Genomic DNA, 15,762 nt, shown 5'->3' with positions numbered 1-15,762 from the left:
GCTATTCATGTAAGCGCGTCCATAGAAATAGACACGATTTGTTCAAAAATGAAATCGCATTCAACGCAAAGCTTGGCCTTATTGGCTTGACATAGCGGAAGACGGCAAAAAATAGGCACAAATATAGGCAAATACACATAGGATATATCGTTCATTAGAGACTGAAGGAGGAAAGCCAATTGGCTGTCATAAAAGCAAACACCGGGGATGTCAGACTGCTGGCCCGTCTGATGCGGGCAGAGGCAGAGGGCGAAGGTGATCTAGGCATGTTGATGGTCGGAAACGTGGGCGTTAACCGGATACTCGGCAATTGCCTTGACTTCGGGGATATACGAACCATGAACCAAATGGTATTTCAATCGCCCGGGGGGTTCGAGGCACCTCAAAAAAGTTACTTTTATCAAAGAGCGCGAGAATCCGACCTCCGTCTGGCCAGAAGGGTGATTAATGGCGAGCGCACATGGCCTGCGAGTAATGCTTTATGGTTTTTCAGGCCGGAAGGAGGGTGTCCGGGTACATGGTACAACCAGGAGAACACGGGGCGATTCAAGGCTCACTGCTTTTTCTCCCCAACCTTTGAAAACTGTCCTTCTGTATATTAACGGGAGCAATCCCGCTTGCAAACTGAAACATAGTTAATTAAGGAGGTTTATTTACATGTTCAATCCAAATTATCGGCCGGTAACCTATAAGATCGGCAACAGCCCCTCGGGAGCCCACGTCGGGGGAAGCAATTATCCCACTCAGTACCAAATGCAAGGAGCAACGCCGCTGCCGTATCCGCCGCAGGTTCCAAGCGGCAGTCCGATGACGCCGACGGGTACGGTCGTACCTACGACAACTCCACAATTTGAGCAATCGTACATCGAGAACATCTTTCGCTTGAACTTGGGCAAGGTGGGCACTTTTTACATGACTTATGAGAACAATTCGGAATGGAACGCGAAAATATTCAAAGGCGTTCTCGAAGCGGCTGGCCGAGACCATATCATTATCAGCGATCCCGCAACAGGAGTTCGCACGGTTATGCTTATGGTGAATCTGGACTACGCTACTTTCGCTGAGCCGCTTTACTATCAATATCCGGGAACGGTCGGAAATCCGCAGACGTCAAGATAAGATAAACGAACATTTAATAATCGACTGCCAGCAACGCGCGCAACAAGGTTGTCCTATTAGGGCAGCCTTGTTGCTTTTATAGTCATATTTATCGCTTTTCAGCATGGAATTTAACATCAAATCGATAGGAAAAGCCAGCAAAAGCTATGCATCGCTGTACCAACGGCAACTTTCTGTGGAAAACAAAATAAATTAGCCCTTTACTCTTGTCTGTTGTCATACCGTGCCGTTTGACTGTGTAGTGTATAATAATATAATTAGATGTAAAAGGTCATGAACCTGTTCACAGTCAAATTAATTCAAACCGCGAAGGAGGTGCACCTGTTCTCCGCTTTTTGTACGGCGGGAATAGGAATCATATTGACTGACCCTTTACCGAGTATTTATCATGTGGGACTTATGATTATATTAGTTCTGCTTAACGGATTTTTCGTCTCGGCTGAATTTGCGATCGTGAAAGTTCGCACAGGCCGAATCGATGCCCTGATTGAAGAAGGAAAGAAAAGCGCAATAACGGCTAAGGGACTCATGAGCCGCCTGGACGGTTATTTGTCCGCTTGCCAGTTGGGCATCACGCTTAGCTCTCTTGGTCTAGGGTGGCTTGGTGAGCCAGTTGTGGCACGTCTGCTGAATCCGATTTTTCAGCTCACGGGAATAGGGAACAAGGCCGCGTACACCATATCGCTGACTACGGCATTTGTACTTATTGCCGTGCTGCATATCGTTCTTGGGGAGCTGGCGCCGAAGACGGTAGCCGTCCGCAATGCGGAGAAGGTAACCCTGTTGTCCGCACGTCCCATGCAAGTGTTCTACCGATTGATGTTTCCGATGATTTGGGTGCTGAACGGCTTGTCTTCCGGCTTGCTGAGATTGTTCGGCATCGAGCCGCTTAAGGATCAGCATGATCCGGCGCATACCGAAGAAGAAATCAGGGTGATGATGAAGGAGAGCAGCGAGAGCGGTCTGATCGACAGTACCGAGATGTCTCTCGTTGATAACATTTTTGAATTTGCAGATACAACGGCAAGGGAAATCATGATACCTCGTACCGAAATGATTTGTTTATACACCCAGAATACCCTGCATGAAAATTTGGAAATCGCTTTGGAAGGAACACGTACACGTTATCCGGTATGTGCAAACGATAAGGATCACGTGATTGGCTTTATTCATATAAAAGATTTGATACGTTCGAATTCGGCGAATTATTTAGACCTGCTTCGTCCGATTATGGCAGTGCCCGAATCGACCCCGATCAGCGATTTGATGAAGCGCATGCAGCGCAACAAGACGCAGATCGCGATACTGATCGACGAATACGGTGGCACGTCCGGGCTTGTGACGCTGGAGGATATCGTCGAGGAAATCGTTGGCGAGATCCAGGATGAATTCGACGAGGAACGTCCGGGGATCGAGCAAATCGATGAGGATACTTACTCCATCGACGGACTTATGCTGATCGAAGCGGTAAACGATCGGTTCGGTTTAGAACTGGATTCCGATGACTACGATACGATCGGCGGCTGGTTATATTCAAGAATCCAGGTACTGCCGCCTCAGGTCGGGCAGTCAGTGGAAAATGATGGTTATGTGTACGTAGTGGAACACACCGACAACAAGAGAATATCGCGTGTGAAGCTCATTAAGCAGGAGTTGATTCCGCTAGAAGGAGCTGGCGCGTAACATAGATGACGACAGCGGAAGAAGGGCGCCCATGAGGGCGCCCTTCTTTAGATATCAGGACTTACCAACTGTTTTCTTATATATCCAAACTGTTTGCAATCTTCAATAGTTCTTCTTTATTAATGTGGCCTGCAGCCATAAAGTACACATCACCAATCATGAAGGTGATTTGAGCAGATTTCCCCGGAGTGAAATAAGCGATGGTGCCATTGTTCAAGGTCACTGTCTCGATGTTCTCTTCATAAGGCATGCGGATGATCTCGTCTTCCTTCAGCGTCTTGAACATCATGGTTAATTGCTCGTTATGCCTCGTTTCGAATAGCAAATATACGCCTTCAGCTTCGCCGCCCTCCACGGAATCCAGGACTGAGCCCTTCGCCGTAATCAGTTCTGCTGAATTATACATATATCCTCTAGGCATGTAAGTGATCTTGGGCAGTGAAAAAGGCAGGTTCTCCCGCAGATCATTCAGCTGCATCTTCATGGACAACGGAAAAACTTTCGGGCATGGCGGCTGGGTGATGTCTGCCTCGTCAGGGGAAGCATTCATCGCGTAAGATATGCCGCTTTGGTCCGGCTGCCGCCCCTTTCCAAAAATAATCTGGCTCATGCCGTTGCCCCAGCTCCTCAATTCCTGATAAATGGGGGAGACCGCTTGCGTCACGATTGGCGGCGTAAACAGGATTGCGCTGAATAGCATAAAGGCGGAAATCAAAGCAATGACCTCGTAACGGCGAAGCCATTTCCAGCGTTTGCGGCGTCTAGCCTGCTTCATGAGCTTCGGCTGTATTCGATTCCAGGATTGTTGCTTATAAGCGTCGGTGTAAGGAGGGAGCTGCTTGGTCGCCTCATCGAAAGCCTCATCAAACAGAACGTTAAACTCCGCGGGATATACGGGTTCGCGGGGACTGCTTCGTTTCAATATGGTCACCCCACTCTTTAAAGAGCATTTTTTTGATTCCTTCTCGGGTACGGTGCAATCGCTGCCTGACGACATCTTCGCTAATATGGAGCCTTTCGGCGATTTCTTTGTAACTCAGACCCAGCTTCCAGCGGTATTCCATCAGCAATCGGTATTCCGGCTTAAGCTTATGTAAGTAATCGATGATGGCTTCTTCCATTAATTTCGTTTCCACCATTTGCTCGACGGAGCCGGTGGGGTTAATGAACGGATCTATTTCTATATAAACACTGTCTGCATCCAAATGGTTACGGTACTTTTTGCTTTTTCTCAAAAAATTTATGGCCGTATTGCGCGTAACGACTTTCAGCCAGGATTTCATTCCGACTTCGCTGTCGAAGGCGGGCTTATTGTCGACGATTTTTAGGAAGGCTTCCTGTATGATATCTTCACTGGTTTGATGATCCTTGACCATATAATAAACTGATCCGTAGACAAGATCGTAGAAAGCATAATAAATCTCTTCCTGAACGCTCTCGGCTAAGTCGTAAAAATCAGCGACGAGCAACCATTTCAGGCGTTCCGACATGATTTTCTCCTCTCAGGTTCCCCTAACGGTATTTCACATTCATCTATATGCATTCTACATGATTTTTGGCCGAAGAGGAAACTTTTCCCTCCGGATGAAAACTTAAACTGAATTGTGAATCTTTCAGCTGGTTCGAGAGCTGGGTGGTGACGCAACCGTCACTTTAATCTACAATGGAGTAGTTCGATGTCGTACATATAAAAAGGTACATCAGGAGAGGAGCTTAGCATTTAACATGAAACGCTTAATTTGGATGGGCTGTTGGGCGTATTTGCTAATCGGTCTTGCGCACGTCGTCGTCGGATCGATTATGCCTAACCTGCTCGAGTATTACGGCAAGGAGTATACGGCCGGCGGAAGCCTCATTTTTGCGCAGTTTGCCGGATTTCTAGTAGGGGTGCTTGTTTCACCACTGCTTATATCCAACTTTGGCAAAAGAACAGGGCTGATCATCGCGACGGGGATGCTCTGCATCGCCGAAGTTTGCTACACGATGCTGCTTCCGTGGGAGTGGATGTACGTAGTCGGGGCGGTCGCCGGGTTTGGATTCGGCATGATCGAGGCTGTCATCGGCACGCTGATTATCGTTGCCGTGAAGGAAGGAACGGCCGTCGCGATGAGCAAGCTCGAGGTATTTTTCGGAGTCGGCGCCTTGATGATGCCGCTGATTGCCGGCTGGCTGATCCGTACGGAAATGTGGCGTTTTTCCTTCCTCTTTATCGCCATGTCGGCTTTGCTGATGCTGCTGGCTTGGATGAAGAGCGATTTTGGGGAATTAAACGGCCTATTGAACGCGAAGGAAGCGAAACGGGAGAAGAAAGGGGCACTGTTTGCGCAGTATCAGGGAGTTCGCGGGCTGTTGCTTGCCGTCTTTACAATCTTCTTCTTCCTTTACGTCGGTACGGAAATGAGCTTTGTTAACTTTCTGCCATCCCTGCTGATCGAGAAGCTGGGGACCGACAAATCGACAGCAGCGTTCAGCGTGACCTTGTTTTGGATGGCCATGACGGTAGGCCGCATATTCGCTGGAATTATTGCAGAGCGCATTTCCTATAGCCGCTATGTGCTGTGGAGCTGTGCTGCAAGCTTGGTGCTCATATCTCTGTTTGCCATCACCGGGCAGTTGTCCGTCATGTTCGCACTTATTATGCTGTTCGGATTGTTTATGTCAGGGTTGTTCTCTATAGCGCTAGTATTTGCAAGCAAGCTGCTGCCTGGGGCAGAAGAGTCTACACCTAGCATCCTTATCGCTGCAGGAGGTACAGGAGGCGCGGCTCTGCCGCTCGCTATGGGCAAGAGCATGGACGTCGCCGGAGCGGATACATCCGCCTGGCTGCTGTCCGCGTTCGTGGCTTTTCTGTTGATTCTTAGCATTTCGGCTATTCTTATCGAGCGGTTTCGCGCAAAACGTATTGCCGAAGCCTGAGACATTTGTCATAATCAATGCAGGATGTTACAGAGGAGGTAACAAATCGTGAGCTGGATGTATGCTGTAATTATCGTTCTGGTCATTATCGCAGGAATAGGTACTCTATGGGTAGGAACATCTAAACAAAACAGGACAGGTAACCCAAATTATGATAAGCGGACGACGAAAAATATCGTATGGCTTACGGTTATGTACGCCGCATCCATTATTGTTATTTCCGTATTGGTCGCAATGATTCTCGATTGATAGCGGATTAGTGATCGAAGAAGAGCCAAGCCAGCGCAACAATTACGCCGGCTTGGCTCTTCTTCTGTTCAAACAGTGAAGTATTATATGGCCCAGTTGCCTTTGGCGAAGAGTTGTTCCTGTTCACCATCTGCCGAAATGCCGAAAATGTCCATCTCTCCGGAGCCGATCATAAAGTCCACATGAACAAGGCTACTGTTAAGTCCTGCTTCCTGCAGCTGCTCCTGCGACATAGTCGTGCCGCCGTTCAGTGTAAAAGCATACCCCGCGCCGATAGCCAGATGGTTGGAGGCATTTTCGTCGAACAGGGTGTTGTAGAACAGGAGGCCAGATTGGGAAATTGGCGACACGTGCGGTACCAGAGCTACTTCACCGAGGTAGCTCGCTCCCTCATCCATCTCTACAAGCTGCTTCAAGGTCGCCTCGCCTTGCTCAGCCTTGTAGCCGACGACTTTGCCGTTCTCGAAAGTCAGGGAGAACTTATCGATAATATTGCCGCTGTAGCTTAGCGGCTTTGTGCTGGATACCGTACCATTGACGCCGGTCTTCAGCGGGGCAGTGAACACTTCTTCCGTAGGCAGATTCGCCAGGAAGCTGACGCCCTTATCGTTATCGCTCTCAGCGGCTACCCATAGATGATCAGCCGGAAGCTCGATCGTCAAATCCGTTCCTGGAGCAATATAATGCAGTTTCTTGAACTTCTTGCGATTGAGGTAATCCGCCTTCTGACTCAGGTTCGCAATATGCTCCTTCCAAGCCGCGACGGGATCAGGCTGGTCTATGCGTACGGTTCGGAATATCGCTTCCCATAGTGCAGGGACCTGCTGGTCTTCCGGAAGATCCGGGAGAACTTTGGCGGCCCATGCCTTGGAAGGGACGGCAACGATCGACCAAGTGAAGTAATTCGCCATCTGCAGCTGGCGGTATTTGGTCATCGCTTTGGAATAGGTTTTCTGGTGGTTGGTCAGACGCTCCGTCGATACTCCGTTTAACAAATCCGGATCCGAGGAGATGACGTGCAGCACAGCTGCATTATTCTCTACGTATTCCAGCATTTCTCCGGCATACCATTTCGGTTCGTCCAGGAAGGATTCATCCGCAGCCATATCATAGCGCAAGCGGGTAACCGTATCGTCGCTCCAATTGACCTTCACAAAGCGGGCTCCAGCGTAGTAAGCCTCCTTCACGATCAGGCGTACCAATTCCGCGGAATCCAAAGTGGCATTGATAATCAGATTTTGCCCTTTCTGGATTTGAACGCCGATCTTGACGGCCAACTCCGCATATTTTTGCAATTTCTGTTCGAAATCAGTCATATTTGTAACTCCTCCATAGTGACATAGAAAATTCTAGCTACCCTTTATTGTACTACGAAACGGAAAGTGTATCCAAATCAGCGGGCAAATTGTCTTAGCATTAGCTCCATTATCCGATGATAAAATCGCCCTCAGGATATCGGAACAGTTCCTTTTTTGATTTAGGGGTTAGAGCGTATGCGAGCGTCAGCGGTCCGATCCGGCCAAGGAACATCACCAGTCCGAGCACTACTTTGCTGAAATCCGTCAGATGCGTCGTTACGTCCAGGCTAAGACCGGAGGTAGCGAATGCCGAAGTTGTCTCGAATAGGAGCGCCAGAAAGGCCCGGTCCTCCACGGCCGATAAAATCATCGCGGTGATGAACACTAGAAACAGAGCTAGCCACGTCTGCGTGATCGCCCGCAAAATGGACTCTTTGGACAAGCGTTTGCGAAAGAATACGATGTCCTCTTTACCTCGCAGCATCGAATACATCGCCCCGATCAGAATCGCGAACACGGTTACTTTAATTCCGCCGCCCGTTGAGCCGGGAGCGGCTCCGATGAACATTAACAGAAGGAGCAGAAATTGGGTCGACTGCTGCATGTCCGACACGCTCATCGTCGACACTCCGCCGGAACGGGCGCTAACAGAATGGAATACCGCTGCAAAAATCTGATCCGCTAGCGATAATTCCTGAAATGCAGGAGATTTGAATACCTCCATCACAAAAATCAGCAGCGAACCAACGACGACTAGAATACCCGAAACGGTGAGCACGACTTTGGAGTGCAGGGACAACCTGCGAGTGACGCGGAAAGACAGCAGATCTGCCAGCACGATGAAACCGATGCCGCCAAGCACGATCAGGCTGATGACGACGATATTGACGAAGGGATCGCTGACATAAGCGGAGAGCCCGCTATAAGGCCCATGCACTGTACCGAACAAATCAAATCCCGCGTTATTAAAAATCGAAATACTGTGAAATACTCCATAATAGATCGCCTGCCCCAGCGGCATATCGAAAGACCACCTCACGGCAAGCAGCAGGGCTCCGATCGATTCGATAACAAAGGAATAGATCGCTACACGCCGGATCAGCGATACAAGCCCTTCCAGCGTATTCTGCTTCATTGCCTCCTGAAGCACCAGGCGGTCACGCAGGGAAATGCGCCGATTGAAGGCAAGGGCGATCAAGGTGCCCATCGTCATGAAGCCGATGCCGCCGATTTGGGTAAGTATCACTAAAGTGAGTTCGCCGAACAGGGAAAATTGCGTCGCCGGATCGACGACAACAAGCCCAGTAACGCAGACAGCCGACGTAGCCATGAAGAAGGAGTCAACCAAGCCAAGCCTCTGTCCGTTCGCCGAGGCGGGCCCGAGGGACAGCAGAAACGTGCCGATAACAATAATAATAATAAATCCGAAGGTTAATACTTTGGCTGGAGATAAAGAATCTTGCTTTTTTTTGCGCTTAAGCACTTTGGAATGCACCTCAATATAGACTTCTTGAAATTGAAACAAAACATGGTTACGATAAGTAAAGCTGAGCAAGCCTCCAGCTTGGCCGACGGTTTGCACAGTATACCGATTATAGAGCAATTTTATCAAAATTTACACCGTTATTCGCTACAAAATTAATAGAGTAGAGGAGAGTCGTCAGAAATGGAGCTGCACATCGTTGAAGCGCAAATGCAACGACAGGAGGATGGTACTTACATAGGCAAAACGATTTTTAAAGTTGCGTCGCATAAAGCAAATTACGAAATTACGTTCTTCAGCAAAAAGGGAAACGATTGGGACTACAGTTTGCATTATGCGGATGAACCCGGAATTGAGGAGCAATTCCTGTTTGTCGATTCTAGGATCGAAGAGGACGACGAAATGTTTGACAGGCTGCTCGATGCGGCATGGGATACGCTGCCAGTCGAATAAGGAGAATGCGACAAACGGTGACGTTACTCTGTACAAAGGGGAGGGGATTGCTTGCTGCAAAAGCCTTTTTATCGTATTTGCCTAGGAATCATTATGGTCCTGACGATCATTTTATTATTGTCCAAGGTTAGCTTTATTTTTATTCCGCTTGTTACATTAATCAACATTTTGATTGTGCCGGTCATGCTGTCGGGATTTTTGTATTATTTGCTTCGGCCGATTGTCCAATTCCTGGAGCGGAAGGGCTGGAACCGGATGCTGTCCATTCTGGCCATATACTTGCTGTTTGCCGGCGTCGTTACCGTCTTTCTGATCGTCGTATGGCCTCCGCTGCAAAAGCAGGTGACCGATTTCGTGAATAATGTGCCGCTGCTGCTTCGCGAGCTGCAGGCCCAGTTCAATGAAATACGGCAATCCAAGCTGTTCTCCATGTTCAGCGAACAGAACGAGCAAATATCGAATAAGCTGACGGAGTCCATCAACTCGGTGATCGAGGCGGCCACCAAATCGATTTCTCACGTCATTACCTTCCTGAACGATTTCTTCATCGTCGTGGGAACTGCGCCGATCCTTCTATACTACATGCTGAAGCAGGATGACCAGGTGACTCCATCCTTGACGCGCATGCTTCCGAAGCGTTATCGCCGCGACGGTGAGCAGGTCATCCATGAAATCGATAACGGGCTCAAAGGCTTCATTGCCGGCCGGATGATTAGCGCAGTGCTGCTGGCTGTGATGGGATTTGTCGGCTTTTGGCTGATCGGGCTGCCTTATCCGCTGCTGCTGGCCATCGTCGGGGCGCTGTTCAATTTCATCCCTTACTTCGGTCCGTTTCTGGGGGCTATTCCCTGCGTGATCGTAGCATTTACCGAATCTACCTCGATGGTGATTTGGGTCATCGTTATCGTCGTGGTTTCCCAACAGATCGAAGGCAATTTGATCTCCCCGTATATTTATGGGAAGACGATCAACATTCATCCGCTCACCACGATTATTCTATTATTGATCGCCGGCGACTTTGCCGGCATTCTGGGCATGATTCTGGCGATTCCCGTCTATATGATGGCGAAAATCATTATCGTACGCATTTATCAATTGTATTTGGCCAGCAGGCAAGGGGACGACGGGGATGATACGCCGGATGACCCAACGCTGCATACGGCTGTTCCTGCATCGGGGGATGTGCATCCCTAAGCTCATTTCCAGGCCATGGTGACTAATGTCATATCTCCATCCCTACCCGTTGGGTGATGATGAAACTAGAGGCTATCATTAATTCTCGGGGGATGATAAGTATGGCAGTAACCGCCAAAGGCGGGAAGTACTTCTACGCATGGAGTACGATACTTCCTGACGGATCTTTTTGCCTGCCGGATCAGGCCCTGCAGGAATACAATATCAAACTGAACTCCAAAATTATATTGATGACGGGTCGCAATACAGCGAAGGGCTTCAGCGTCGTGTGCAGAGATTTAATCCCGAACTCGCCGCTTGCGGCGATATTCGGGAGCTTGCCCGAGCTGCAGAACCACTCCCTTCCCGAAGGGCAGGCCGTTATTTTCAAGGAGCGCATGTTCTGCTGGGTGCTGCTGAGCAAAGATCGCTATATCAAGCTACCTCTGCAGACATGGCGGCAGTTCGGTTTGGAGCCTGGCGATAAGCTGCTTAGCATGCGTGCGACCCATTTGGCTTTTAACATTTTATCAGAAGGACCTTACATCGAAATGGCTAAGCAGGTGCGGGATATTCTAGAGTATGAGTAGCAGAGCTTTTATTGAATGCGGTTCCACTGCGGGCATCCACTTTTCCTTGGCGGAGAGATGGATGCTTTTTATTTTTGTGTGGCTCGGGGTGTATAATGAAATAAGAAAACGGAATTGATTTCCGCTTTAGCCATCTTTGGTTTACATAACTATAATTATGTTAATTTATTGGGGGACTGCGTATGAATGCACACGAAATCGATTATGAAATTTACGGCAGTGAAATGCAGTGCGTTGAAATTCAGCTGGATCAGGGGGAGAGTGTCGTCGCTGAAGCAGGAAGCTTCATGATGATGGACCAGGATATTCGGATGGAGACGATTTTTGGCGATGGCAGCGAGAACGGCGGCGGATTAGTCGGAAAGCTGATGGGAGCGGGCAAACGGCTTCTTACGGGAGAAGGCCTGTTCATGACGGTCTTTACGAATGCAGGCTACAATAGACAAAGTGTGACCTTTGCATCTCCTTATCCGGGTAAAATCATTCCGCTGGATCTTCAGATGCTCGGCGGGAGGATTATCTGCCAAAAGGATTCTTTCCTGTGCGCTGCCAAGGGCGTATCGGTAGGCATTGAGTTTCAGCGTCGGCTCGGCACCGGCTTCTTTGGCGGCGAGGGCTTTATTATGCAGAAAATCGAGGGAGATGGGCTTGCGTTCGTTCACTCCGGCGGCCTCGTCCTGGAGAAGAACCTCGCCCCGGGCGAAGTGCTGCGCCTCGATACGGGTTGTCTAGTCGCGATGACGGCCGGAGTCGATTATAACATCGAGTTCGTGAAGGGAATCAAGTCAGCCTTGTTCGGCGGCGAAGGGCTCTTCTTTGCCACGCTTCGCGGGCCGGGCAAAGTGTGGGTGCAGTCTTTGCCATTCAGCCGTATGGCGGATCGCGTGCTCTCGGCAGCGCGTTATTCGGGACGTAAGGATGAAGGCAGCATTTTAGGAGGACTAGGCAATTTATTTGAAGGCAGATAAAGCGAATAAGATTCAGGCATCCTATTGACAATCCGGCTCTAGTGTAACTACACTTGTTACAGTATAGGCGGGAGGGATATCCATGACGATCAGTTCACGGTTCGCCGTCGCTATTCATATATTGACCGTGCTGGAAACGAACCGGGAAGGTGTTAATACTTCCGATTATATTTCGGACAGCGTGAACACCAACCCAGTCGTAATTCGGCGAATAACGGGAATGCTGAGCAAAGCAGGCCTCGTAGAAGTGAGGCCTGGCGTTGCCGGATCGAAGCTGGCAAAGGCGGCTTCCGATATTACGCTGCTGGACATTTACCATGCTGTTCATGCTGTTGATGAGAATGGATTGTTCACGGTCCATGACAAGACGAATGATAAATGTCCTGTGGGACGCAACATCCAATCGACGATTGAACCTGTTTTCGCTGAGGCTCAGAAGGCGATGGAGGGCACCCTTCAGAAGGTTACATTGGCGGACATCGTCCGCGATTTGGTAAGCAAGCCATAAGCAACGCGTTCTGACTTGACTTCGTATTAACGTTAGCAGTACGGATGAAATAAGCCCAAAAAAGTCGATTCCCTCGCAAGAGTGAATCGACTTTTTTCGCTAACAGGCATCGGCTTATGATTCTTGCTTTTCGATTTTGGCGACGTTGTTGAGCTTATGCCGCACGGGATGCTTGGCCAGTTTTTTGGCCACGATTTTAGCCTCGAAGGTAACGGTATCTCCAATGTCCAGTCCGGCCTTTTTCATGGTCGCGCTATGGCTTGACCAAGCGTCCCCGATTTCGATTACAGGCTCGATGACAACCACATCCTCATAGATAACGACCTCATCATCGTTATCGGAGAAGTGATTGGGGATTGTAGTAAACTCCTTGACGGTGGCAACCATTTTCACTTTGCCCTCTGGAAGCTCCAGTTTGGTTTTTTTAGCTTTTTTACTGCTGGTTTTCGGAGCCTCTTCAGCAGCTTCAGGGAGTTTGTCGTTCGCTTCGCCAGCTGGTATTTTCGCTTTCTCCTCTGCAGGAACGGTGGTGGCATCGCTTTTAGCTTCGTTTACCGCTTCAGCATTGGCTGTCTTGGACGAGATCGGTTCGTTGGCCTTCTCGTCTGGCGCTTCCGCCGCATCTCCGGCTTTGACCCCGTAGCTGGCAGCCTGCATTTCCTTCAGATAGGAAGGGTGGATGCAGTGTTTTTGATTGTTCGCTAATTGGATGACAGCTGTAATATGATCGACATAGCCGACAATGCTGCATGCTTCATTTAATCCATGGCCTTTATAGTAGAAAATTTTGATTTTAGCAGCCTTGTCAGATAGCAGGCCCCATTCCTTGCACTTATCGATGAGCTCTGCTTCGTCCGGGAAAGCCGTATACGTATCCGGTTCGATCAGAAACGAATGCACCATATATTTTCTCCGCCTTTATTGTTTATTCCATCATATTTTATCATGTTTTGCTCCAAATAGCGGCATGCTCAGTACAGGAATCTCCATAAGTAGAATGTCGCATACGCTTCCCAATCTGTCCACGCCGCGGACAGTGTGCGGATTTCTTGTTTTGACGGTTTGCGATCGCTGCCCGTTACATGCTTAATTGCATTATGCAGTCCGACATCATCGATCGGAAAGGCCGAAGGCATCCGCAGACAGCGCATTAGCACATAATTAGCTGTCCATGGCCCGATGCCGCGAATGGAAACAAGCATCTGTTCCGCTTCCTTCAGACTTCCGGCTCTCAGCAGTTTGTCTTTCGTCAATTCCCCTTCGGCGATAAGCCGGGCAACACCGATAAGATACTCGCATTTCTTGACGGTCATTCGCAGCCCGCTTAAATCTTCAACTGTTAACGCGGCTATATCTTCTGCGGAAGGGAAGAGCCAATATTGCTCACCTTCACAGGTTATTTGTCTGCCAAAGCGCTCAACCAGCTGTCTTTTCAACGTATAGGCATAACCCAGACTGATTTGCTGTCCAAGAATTCCCCAGCTGATCGCTTCGAACAAATCGGGGATGCCGATCACCCGCAGTCCATGGAAGGAAGAGACCGCTTGCTTCAGCAGCCGATCTTCCCTAGCCATCTCATAAAAGGGAAGAAGATCGCGATCCATGTCGAACCATTCTCTGACATATTTCGCGACTTCGGATTGCAGCCAATTGCTGATTGGAGCAGTGCCGCCTTTAATAGTTAATTTCAGTGTTTTGTTCCCATTATCGCTGATCTCTATGATCGGTGTATGTTGCCCGATAGTTATTGCTCTGCTAATCCTTCCGTCATGGATCTGATATAGACATTCATTGGGCGATCTCAATAAGTAAGTCAAATTTTGTGTGAAGCTAAATGGCTCGGGTACGGTTATGATTAAGTTCATCTCTGTACTTGCCTCCATATATATTCCTCCATTCCGGCTGATTAGAGCCCACTCTAGTTGTAACATGAAAGTTGGATCAATAGTTTCGATATCTTGCTTTTACATCCGGATATACGTTCAAATTGGCGAATCCGGAGGTATACTTGTTGATGGAGGCGAAGCAAGCTATGAGGAAACAAGATCAGCCGTTAACCGAAGAGTTATGGCAAGCGATCGTAGGGAATAATGCGTCTTACGACAATCAATTTATTTACGCCGTGCAATCGACGGGTATTTTCTGTCGGCCCTCATGCAAATCCCGACCGCCGAAGAGGGAGCATATCCGTATATTCTCTAATGCCGAAGAAGCTTTATCCGCGAATTTTCGTCCATGCAAAAGATGCAAGCCTGCTCATGGCCGGCTTCCGGACGATGAATGGGTGGAGCAGATTGCCGGGTATATAGATGCCCATTACCGGGAGAAGCTCACGCTGGATACTTTGGCCGAAATGTGCCATGGCAGCCCTTATCATCTGCATCGCACATTTAAGCGAATTAAAGGGGTGACTCCGGCCTTATACCTGCAGCAGAAGAGAATGAACATGGCCGCAGAATATTTGTGTACAAACGATAAGGCGATATCGGAAATCGCCGAGAAAGTCGGCATCGGCAACACATCTTATTTCATCACTCTTTTTAAAAAAACGACGGGACAGACCCCGGCAGAATACCGCGACCGAGGAGGTAAATTATGATAACAAAGTCATTGGAATCCCCATTATATTGGTCATTGCTGCAAGTGGACCATTGGAGCATTCATATTGCCGCTTCAACCCGGGGGCTGTGCTATGTCGGCTCCCATGGCCTGCCTTTTGCAGAGCTGAACGCTTGGGCTGGCCGGAGCTTCCCCGGCTATAGCTTGATTGAGGACGAGGCGAGAATGCGTCCCTATTCTGAGGAATTGAGCAGATATTTACGAGGAGAGCTTGCGTGCTTCAACCTCCCATTGGATGCTCCCGGAACCGTATTTCAGCGAGAGGTGTGGCAAGCGCTCGTCGAAATACCTTATGGCTGTACGGAATCTTATTCGGGCATAGCCCGCAAAATCTCTAAATCGTCCGCCGTACGCGCCGTTGGGGCGGCGATCGGGGCAAATCCGCTATTGATCGTCATTCCATGTCATCGTGTGATCGGCAAGAATGGCGCACTTACCGGATATCGCGGTGGACTGGACATGAAGGCGCGATTAATGAAGCTGGAACAGGATCACGAAATAAAGGCAGGGGCCATATAATTGGCTCCTTGAAATTTTTTTGAGCCAGCTATGCTTTGCGCGGCAATAAAGTGTGTTAAAATGATATAGGAAAAGCTAAAATAAGTTTTCTATAATTTAACATATATGTAAATATGATGCAAAGGTCCTATTGATTTACTGATGGTCCTCCACTAATCTGTGATTGGGAGAAAATGTTCACAAA

The 15,762-nt window shown here is 48.9% G+C and carries 18 protein-coding genes; 12 read left to right on the top strand and 6 right to left on the bottom strand.

The window, feature by feature from the left end; genetic code table 11:
• Window positions 1-179: 179 nt before the first annotated feature.
• The 3 genes from ACYUJT_RS20185 to ACYUJT_RS20175 all read left to right on the top strand — a co-directional run bounded on the left by ACYUJT_RS20185 (window position 180) and on the right by ACYUJT_RS20175 (window position 2,802).
• The gene (locus ACYUJT_RS20185; protein ID WP_460325611.1) at window positions 180-602 is read left to right on the top strand and encodes a cell wall hydrolase; all 423 of its coding nucleotides are present in this window, start codon (window positions 180-182) and stop codon (window positions 600-602) included.
• A 55-nt stretch (window positions 603-657) separates the two neighbouring features.
• The gene (gerQ, locus tag ACYUJT_RS20180; protein WP_460325609.1) at window positions 658-1,119 is read left to right on the top strand and encodes a spore coat protein GerQ; all 462 of its coding nucleotides are present in this window, start codon (window positions 658-660) and stop codon (window positions 1,117-1,119) included.
• A gap of 399 nt (window positions 1,120-1,518) precedes the next feature.
• Window positions 1,519-2,802 (top strand): hemolysin family protein, encoded by a 1,284-nt coding sequence (locus tag ACYUJT_RS20175; protein ID WP_460325607.1) that lies wholly within the window; start codon window positions 1,519-1,521, stop codon window positions 2,800-2,802.
• Window positions 2,803-2,878: 76 nt separating this feature from the next.
• On the opposite strand, the gene ACYUJT_RS20170 is transcribed toward ACYUJT_RS20175, so the two are convergent.
• Window positions 2,879-3,724, bottom strand: a complete 846-nt coding sequence (locus ACYUJT_RS20170; protein ID WP_460325605.1) for a DUF4367 domain-containing protein — start codon at window positions 3,722-3,724, stop codon at window positions 2,879-2,881.
• Window positions 3,678-4,292: an RNA polymerase sigma factor gene (locus ACYUJT_RS20165; protein WP_460325603.1), complete on the bottom strand. Its 615-nt coding sequence runs from the start codon at window positions 4,290-4,292 to the stop codon at window positions 3,678-3,680. Before ACYUJT_RS20165 ends, ACYUJT_RS20170 begins: the two co-directional genes overlap by 47 nt.
• A 235-nt stretch (window positions 4,293-4,527) precedes the next feature.
• Here ACYUJT_RS20165 and ACYUJT_RS20160 point away from each other — a divergent pair, with 235 nt between their 5' ends.
• On the top strand, window positions 4,528-5,718 hold the full coding sequence (locus tag ACYUJT_RS20160) for an MFS transporter (RefSeq protein WP_460325601.1): 1,191 nt from the start codon (window positions 4,528-4,530) through the stop codon (window positions 5,716-5,718).
• 57 nt (window positions 5,719-5,775) lie between these two features.
• Window positions 5,776-5,967, top strand: a complete 192-nt coding sequence (locus ACYUJT_RS20155; RefSeq protein WP_460325823.1) for a hypothetical protein — start codon at window positions 5,776-5,778, stop codon at window positions 5,965-5,967.
• Between the two features lie 83 nt (window positions 5,968-6,050).
• Here the strand turns inward: ACYUJT_RS20155 and ACYUJT_RS20150 are convergent, their stop codons facing one another.
• Both ACYUJT_RS20150 and ACYUJT_RS20145 read right to left on the bottom strand, forming a co-directional pair.
• Complete coding sequence (locus ACYUJT_RS20150; protein ID WP_460325598.1) at window positions 6,051-7,283, bottom strand: aminopeptidase; 1,233 nt, start codon at window positions 7,281-7,283, stop codon at window positions 6,051-6,053.
• A 109-nt stretch (window positions 7,284-7,392) separates the two neighbouring features.
• Window positions 7,393-8,748, bottom strand: coding sequence for a TrkH family potassium uptake protein (locus tag ACYUJT_RS20145; protein WP_460325821.1), 1,356 nt, complete (start codon window positions 8,746-8,748; stop codon window positions 7,393-7,395).
• Between the two features lie 183 nt (window positions 8,749-8,931).
• On the opposite strand from ACYUJT_RS20145, the gene ACYUJT_RS20140 reads away from it, so the two are divergent.
• The 5 genes from ACYUJT_RS20140 to ACYUJT_RS20120 all read left to right on the top strand — a co-directional run bounded on the left by ACYUJT_RS20140 (window position 8,932) and on the right by ACYUJT_RS20120 (window position 12,440).
• A complete protein-coding gene (locus ACYUJT_RS20140) occupies window positions 8,932-9,201 on the top strand; it encodes a hypothetical protein (RefSeq protein WP_460325596.1) in 270 nt (89 codons plus the stop codon).
• Between the two features lie 51 nt (window positions 9,202-9,252).
• Window positions 9,253-10,395, top strand: a complete 1,143-nt coding sequence (locus ACYUJT_RS20135; protein ID WP_460325594.1) for an AI-2E family transporter — start codon at window positions 9,253-9,255, stop codon at window positions 10,393-10,395.
• Between the two features lie 92 nt (window positions 10,396-10,487).
• Window positions 10,488-10,964 (top strand): hypothetical protein, encoded by a 477-nt coding sequence (locus tag ACYUJT_RS20130; RefSeq protein WP_460325592.1) that lies wholly within the window; start codon window positions 10,488-10,490, stop codon window positions 10,962-10,964.
• A 182-nt stretch (window positions 10,965-11,146) separates the two neighbouring features.
• Window positions 11,147-11,932 carry a TIGR00266 family protein gene (locus tag ACYUJT_RS20125; RefSeq protein ID WP_460325590.1) on the top strand — a complete coding sequence of 262 codons (786 nt, stop codon included), beginning with the start codon at window positions 11,147-11,149 and terminating at the stop codon, window positions 11,930-11,932.
• A gap of 82 nt (window positions 11,933-12,014) precedes the next feature.
• On the top strand, window positions 12,015-12,440 hold the full coding sequence (locus ACYUJT_RS20120) for an Rrf2 family transcriptional regulator (protein ID WP_460325588.1): 426 nt from the start codon (window positions 12,015-12,017) through the stop codon (window positions 12,438-12,440).
• A 114-nt stretch (window positions 12,441-12,554) separates the two neighbouring features.
• On the opposite strand, the gene ACYUJT_RS20115 is transcribed toward ACYUJT_RS20120, so the two are convergent.
• Entirely contained in the window at window positions 12,555-13,343 is a 789-nt protein-coding gene (locus ACYUJT_RS20115) for a hypothetical protein (RefSeq protein WP_460325586.1), read from the bottom strand.
• Window positions 13,344-13,411: 68 nt separating this feature from the next.
• Complete coding sequence (locus tag ACYUJT_RS20110; protein ID WP_460325584.1) at window positions 13,412-14,323, bottom strand: DNA-3-methyladenine glycosylase 2; 912 nt, start codon at window positions 14,321-14,323, stop codon at window positions 13,412-13,414.
• 149 nt (window positions 14,324-14,472) lie between these two features.
• On the opposite strand from ACYUJT_RS20110, the gene ACYUJT_RS20105 reads away from it, so the two are divergent.
• Entirely contained in the window at window positions 14,473-15,039 is a 567-nt protein-coding gene (locus tag ACYUJT_RS20105) for a bifunctional transcriptional activator/DNA repair enzyme AdaA (RefSeq protein WP_460325582.1), read from the top strand.
• A complete protein-coding gene (locus ACYUJT_RS20100) occupies window positions 15,036-15,578 on the top strand; it encodes a methylated-DNA--[protein]-cysteine S-methyltransferase (protein WP_460325580.1) in 543 nt (180 codons plus the stop codon). The genes ACYUJT_RS20105 and ACYUJT_RS20100 overlap by 4 nt, the downstream gene beginning before the upstream one ends.
• Window positions 15,579-15,762: the final 184 nt, after the last annotated feature.

Source organism: Paenibacillus sp. YSY-4.3, from assembly GCF_054767475.1.
This window is presented reverse-complemented; position numbering and strand designations above follow the sequence as displayed.

Bases quoted from the DNA above. Each gene is read 5' to 3' on its own strand.
- ACYUJT_RS20175 (WP_460325607.1), top strand. From the start codon at position 1,519: ATGATTATATTAGTTCTGCTTAACGGATTTTTCGTCTCGGCTGAATTT.
- ACYUJT_RS20155 (WP_460325823.1), top strand. From the start codon at position 5,776: ATGTATGCTGTAATTATCGTTCTGGTCATTATCGCAGGAATAGGTACT.
- ACYUJT_RS20100 (WP_460325580.1), top strand. From the start codon at position 15,036: ATGATAACAAAGTCATTGGAATCCCCATTATATTGGTCATTGCTGCAA.
- ACYUJT_RS20160 (WP_460325601.1), top strand. From the start codon at position 4,528: ATGAAACGCTTAATTTGGATGGGCTGTTGGGCGTATTTGCTAATCGGT.
- gerQ (WP_460325609.1), top strand. From the start codon at position 658: ATGTTCAATCCAAATTATCGGCCGGTAACCTATAAGATCGGCAACAGC.
- ACYUJT_RS20105 (WP_460325582.1), top strand. From the start codon at position 14,473: ATGAGGAAACAAGATCAGCCGTTAACCGAAGAGTTATGGCAAGCGATC.
- ACYUJT_RS20115 (WP_460325586.1), bottom strand. From the start codon at position 13,343: ATGGTGCATTCGTTTCTGATCGAACCGGATACGTATACGGCTTTCCCG.
- ACYUJT_RS20110 (WP_460325584.1), bottom strand. From the start codon at position 14,323: ATGGAGGCAAGTACAGAGATGAACTTAATCATAACCGTACCCGAGCCA.
- ACYUJT_RS20120 (WP_460325588.1), top strand. From the start codon at position 12,015: ATGACGATCAGTTCACGGTTCGCCGTCGCTATTCATATATTGACCGTG.
- ACYUJT_RS20130 (WP_460325592.1), top strand. From the start codon at position 10,488: ATGATAAGTATGGCAGTAACCGCCAAAGGCGGGAAGTACTTCTACGCA.
- ACYUJT_RS20125 (WP_460325590.1), top strand. From the start codon at position 11,147: ATGAATGCACACGAAATCGATTATGAAATTTACGGCAGTGAAATGCAG.
- ACYUJT_RS20140 (WP_460325596.1), top strand. From the start codon at position 8,932: ATGGAGCTGCACATCGTTGAAGCGCAAATGCAACGACAGGAGGATGGT.
- ACYUJT_RS20150 (WP_460325598.1), bottom strand. From the start codon at position 7,283: ATGACTGATTTCGAACAGAAATTGCAAAAATATGCGGAGTTGGCCGTC.
- ACYUJT_RS20165 (WP_460325603.1), bottom strand. From the start codon at position 4,292: ATGTCGGAACGCCTGAAATGGTTGCTCGTCGCTGATTTTTACGACTTA.